The organism is uncultured Maricaulis sp., assembly GCF_905480005.1.
Taxonomy (GTDB): Bacteria; Pseudomonadota; Alphaproteobacteria; order Caulobacterales; family Maricaulaceae; genus Maricaulis.
In genome coordinates this window covers 1-4,178 of sequence record NZ_CAJQOO010000148.1, presented here as the reverse complement: position 1 = coordinate 4,178, position 4,178 = coordinate 1, and the positions used below count along the sequence as shown (strand labels likewise).

Here is a 4,178-nt window from a genome sequence, read left to right as displayed (position 1 = left end):
TGTCGCGAACCGGTACGCCGGTCGACGAAACTCTCACCCGTAGCCATGACCATGTTGCACCACTCTTGTCTCGATACGCGTCAGATCGCGCGCTTGCCCGCGACCCGTGCAAAAGCCGCGCCGCTTTTGCCGCACGCCTTGCATCCAAATGGCGCATTGGTGGCATCACAGGATCGAGGCACACATTCGCGGAGAGACAGATGTTGACCAAGACAGCGCTGATCGGGTGCTTGATTACGAGCACGCTGGGCCTGCCCGTGGCGCTTCCCTATGCGGCGGGCGCCGCAGTGGCCGTCTCGGTCGGCCCGGTGGAACTGGAAGTCTCGCGCCAGCGCGGCCTCGATATCGACCTGCATGTGGAATGCCTGAACTCCGGCTGTCCACTCGCCGTCTTGCGGATCGGCGCGGTCGAAACGCCCAGCTATCGCGTGACCCTCTAACTGACCGCCACTAGCGGCCCTTGCGGGCGCGCCGTTCGGCAAAGCGCTCCGGTGAGAGCGCGGCGAGTCCGGCCCTTTCCAGTACAGCCCCGCCCCCGGTCAGGTCACTGACCAGCGCTTCGGCCAGCAGGGGCGCATGCGCGAAGCCGCGCGAGCCCAGCCCTCCCAGAACAGACAGGCCCGCTCCCGCCCGTCCCACAAGGGGCAGGCGGTCCGGAGTCGCGGCGCGGACACCGCCCCACCTTTCCTGAACCGGGCCCAGTTTGACCGTCGGCAATCGCTCTGCCATGGCGGCACGAAAACCAGCGTCAGCGTCTTCATCAGGCAGGACATGCTGACCGCGGACATGAGTCGCTCCGACCAGAACGCCGTTCCCGGCCCGGCAGGCATAATGGCCCCAACTGACCGGGTTTTCCGGTGCCTCGCCATCGAATACCGCCACCTGTCCGGCGCTCAATTCGATATCGCCATGAAAGTCCGCCATTCCGGCCCCCGCGGCCAGGATGACATGCGCGACCTCCGCCACATGCCCGCCGCCGCCATCCAGGAGGCGAACGACACCAGTCCCGGCCTCAATTTTCGCGATGCGGGCTGATCGGCACGGCTGGTCTTCCATCAGCGCGCTGACGAGGCGGCGAGGCTCGAAACGGCCGGCACTGATCAGTTCCAGCTGCGTGCCTGTCCAGACCAGATGATCGGGCATCCAGTCCGCAAGCACGGCGAAACGGTCCGCCTCACGGTCATCCCGGGGCAGGCGAGTGACGGGTTCAGCGTGAAATCCGTCCCGCCCGTCATAGAGGCGGCGCGCGAAATCAAAGGCTGCGAGCAGGGCGCGGACATGCGGTCGATCGGCCTTCTCCAGCCGCGGCGTCAGGAGGCCGGCGGGCGCACCCGACGCGCCGGAAGACGGGCCGCCGGCATCGATCAGCAGCGTTTCAACGCCGCGCGCGCGCAATGCATGAACCAGGGATGCCCCGGCGATACCGGCCCCGACCACGGCGACCGGACCAACCTCAATCCCCCGCCCCGACCTGTCTGGCTGGCCCGGCCAGACCGCTTCCAGCCTTTCGCGCTTGCGCCCGAAGCCGGGACGTTTGGCGACATCGAACCCGGCCTCGGCCAGTCCCCGGCGGACAAAACCCGCGACGGTAAAGGTTCCGACCCGGGCACCGGGAGCGGATAATTCACCGATCCGGTTGAACACGTCTTGCGACCACATGGCGGCATTCCGGTCCGGCGCGAAACCATCAAGGAACCAGGCATCCACCGGCCCTCTCATCTGCGCCAGCGCCGCCTCGACCTCGTCCTGGAAAATCGTGATGGCGAAGCGGTCCTCGGGGAAAACCAGCCTTTGCGGGCCTTTCAGCCGGCTTGGCCATTGTGCGAGCAAGCGCGCGGACAGATCGGCAAGATGCGGCCAGGCGGCAAGCGCCCGCGCCGCCGCGTCGCGGTCGAGCGGGTGTTTTTCGACCGAGATCAAGTCGAGCCAGCCGTCCGCAGGACCTTCATCGCGCCAGAGTTGCCAAAGCCCCAACGCATTGAGGCCCGTGCCAAAGCCCAGCTCCCCGATCACGAATCGCTGGCGCCCTGCCCAGGCCTCGGGCAGTTGGCAGGCTTTCAGGAAAACCGCCTGGGTCTCCGCGAGCCCATCCTCGGCGGAGAAATAGACGTCGCCATAATCGCTGGCCCGTGGTCCGCTGGCCTGCGACCAGTCGAGCACGGCGGGCGCACAATACAGACCGTCCGTCGTCATCCCGGCTGCGGATCCAGGGATTGGGTGAATTTGGCAAAGGCCATCAGGCCTTCCGGCCAGGGCCCGTGACCGCTTTCAGGTTCAAAATGTCCGGCCTCGCCGGCATCCCCGAAACGGACGCCCCAGTCGCGCGCCCAGGCCTCGGCCTTGATCAACTTGCAGGTCGGATCATTGGAGCTGGCGAGCATCAGGCCGGGAAAGCCCAGCGGCACGCGCGGCACCGGGTCGAACCCGTGATCGCCATACTTGTCCTTGAGCTTGGGTCGCTCCCAGTCCGAAGCACCGACCAGGAAAGCCCCGGCGACCTTGCCGACCAGGGAGGGCGCGGCATGGGCCACGGTCAGCACGCCAACAGAGTGTGCCACGAGGATGACGGGCTTTTTGGCCTTTTCGACCTCGTCGACCAGACGGGCCGTCCAGGCATCACGCCGGGGCTGGTCCCAATCATCCTGCTCGACCCGGCGCGCCGTGGACATATTATTCTGCCAGCGGCTCTGCCAATGAAAGGGAGAGGCATTGCCCAGTCCGGGCACGATGAGGATTTCGCTGTCCTTGATTTTCATGCCGCCCTTCTAAACCCAAATCGCGGCGCTGCCAGCCCCGGCGGGTTGAGGGATTGCACAAAAAACAAGGGCGCGGAGTCGAAAGACTCCGCGCCAGTAACCCGTGTGCGCCTTGTTTGATCAGGCGGCTTCGACGGGAATTGCGTCCAGGGCTGTTTCCAGCTCGGCAAAGCTGGGCTGTATCTTGGAGGGCACGCCACCGCGACCGATCTCGACGGAGATCTGGGCGGCATTGCCGTGCAGGTGAGCCACCAGCACATCCATGATGATCTTGTAGAAGGCATGCTCTTCGTCATAGACGGCCTGCATGTACGCCGCGAACGGGCCGACAAAGCCATAGGCAATGAAGACGCCGAGGAAAGTCCCGACTAGCGCGCCGCCGATATACCCGCCGAGCACGGCCGGCGGGCTCTCGATCGCGCCCATCGTCTTGATGACGCCCAGCACGGCCGCGACAATGCCCAGAGCGGGCAGGCCATCGGCCATGGTCTGCATGGCATGCGCCGGGTCGGCAGCTTCGTGATGGTGCTTTTCCAGCTGTTTTTCCATCGCATCTTCGACCTGGTGCGGGTCTTCCAGATTCATCGTCATCATGCGCAGCGTGTCGCAGATGAAGTCGACCGCAAAATGGTCCTTCATGATGCGCGGATAACGCGTGAAAATCGTGCTGTCCTTGGGGTTTTCGATATGGCTTTCCAGCGCAATCACCCCTTTTGTCTTCATTGTCTTTGTTAGCAAAAACAAGAGTGACAAGAGGTCCGTATAGTCCTGACCCTTCCACTTCGAGCCGGTGAAGATCTTGGACAGGTCGCCCAGCGTCTTCATCACCGTTTTCGGCTTGTTCCCGATCAGGAAAGCGCCGACGGCGGCGCCGCCAATCATCATCATCTCGAAGGGCAAGGCCTTCATGATCACGTCGAAATGACCGCCGGCGAGCGAAAAGCCGCCAAACACCATCACGAAAACGACGACAATGCCGATAATCTGAAACATCTACCCGTCCACCACATCTGCCAGGCGGTTTTTCCACCCGATTTGAGCGTACTATGGCGCGGTAAGCTTAATGTCCGGTTGAACGGGCGTTAGATGGCTGTTTACCGGTGGCGGTCGGCAAATACAGATAGCCGTCTTTCGGTTTTGGTGTTGGACGCTTGCCGGGAGGCGGTCTAGTTCTGCCGCCATGACGCCGCCCTATGATCCGTCCAACCCGTCCAGCCAGACCGAGCGGCGCAATGCCTTTCGCCTGCTTTTCCTGTGCCTGATGGCGACGGGTATCGGCAATAACATGCTGTTCGCCATCCTGCCGCCACTGGCGCGGGGCCTGGCCGTACCGGAATACTGGGTTGGTGCGATCTACACGGTCTCGGCGGTGCTTTTCATGACCATGACCCCGATCTGGGGGGCGCTGTCCGACCGGCGCGG

Annotated in this window: 4 protein-coding genes and 1 pseudogene; 2 read left to right on the top strand and 3 right to left on the bottom strand. The window is 63.9% G+C overall.

Going from position 1 to position 4,178, the window contains the following annotated elements:
- The first annotated feature begins 200 nt into the window (after positions 1–200).
- The gene (locus tag QZ266_RS12970; RefSeq protein WP_295695826.1) at positions 201–440 is read left to right on the top strand and encodes a hypothetical protein; all 240 of its coding nucleotides are present in this window, start codon (positions 201–203) and stop codon (positions 438–440) included.
- Positions 441–450: 10 nt separating this feature from the next.
- On the opposite strand, the gene mnmD is transcribed toward QZ266_RS12970, so the two are convergent.
- The 3 genes from mnmD to motA form a co-directional block, all read right to left on the bottom strand.
- Positions 451–2,193 (bottom strand): tRNA (5-methylaminomethyl-2-thiouridine)(34)-methyltransferase MnmD, encoded by a 1,743-nt coding sequence (gene mnmD, locus QZ266_RS12965; RefSeq protein ID WP_295695824.1) that lies wholly within the window; start codon positions 2,191–2,193, stop codon positions 451–453.
- Positions 2,190–2,756: an alpha/beta hydrolase gene (locus QZ266_RS12960; protein ID WP_295695823.1), complete on the bottom strand. Its 567-nt coding sequence runs from the start codon at positions 2,754–2,756 to the stop codon at positions 2,190–2,192. Before QZ266_RS12960 ends, mnmD begins: the two co-directional genes overlap by 4 nt.
- A gap of 120 nt (positions 2,757–2,876) precedes the next feature.
- Positions 2,877–3,749: a flagellar motor stator protein MotA gene (motA, locus tag QZ266_RS12955; RefSeq protein ID WP_295695821.1), complete on the bottom strand. Its 873-nt coding sequence runs from the start codon at positions 3,747–3,749 to the stop codon at positions 2,877–2,879.
- 187 nt (positions 3,750–3,936) lie between these two features.
- Between motA and QZ266_RS12950 the strand changes: the two are divergent.
- A pseudogene (locus tag QZ266_RS12950) lies at positions 3,937–4,178 on the top strand (MFS transporter); the annotation flags it as partial.

Excerpts from the sequence above, each read along its gene's own strand:
- motA (WP_295695821.1), bottom strand. The coding sequence starts at position 3,749 with ATGTTTCAGATTATCGGCATTGTCGTCGTTTTCGTGATGGTGTTTGGC.
- mnmD (WP_295695824.1), bottom strand. The coding sequence starts at position 2,193 with ATGACGACGGACGGTCTGTATTGTGCGCCCGCCGTGCTCGACTGGTCG.
- QZ266_RS12970 (WP_295695826.1), top strand. The coding sequence starts at position 201 with ATGTTGACCAAGACAGCGCTGATCGGGTGCTTGATTACGAGCACGCTG.
- QZ266_RS12960 (WP_295695823.1), bottom strand. The coding sequence starts at position 2,756 with ATGAAAATCAAGGACAGCGAAATCCTCATCGTGCCCGGACTGGGCAAT.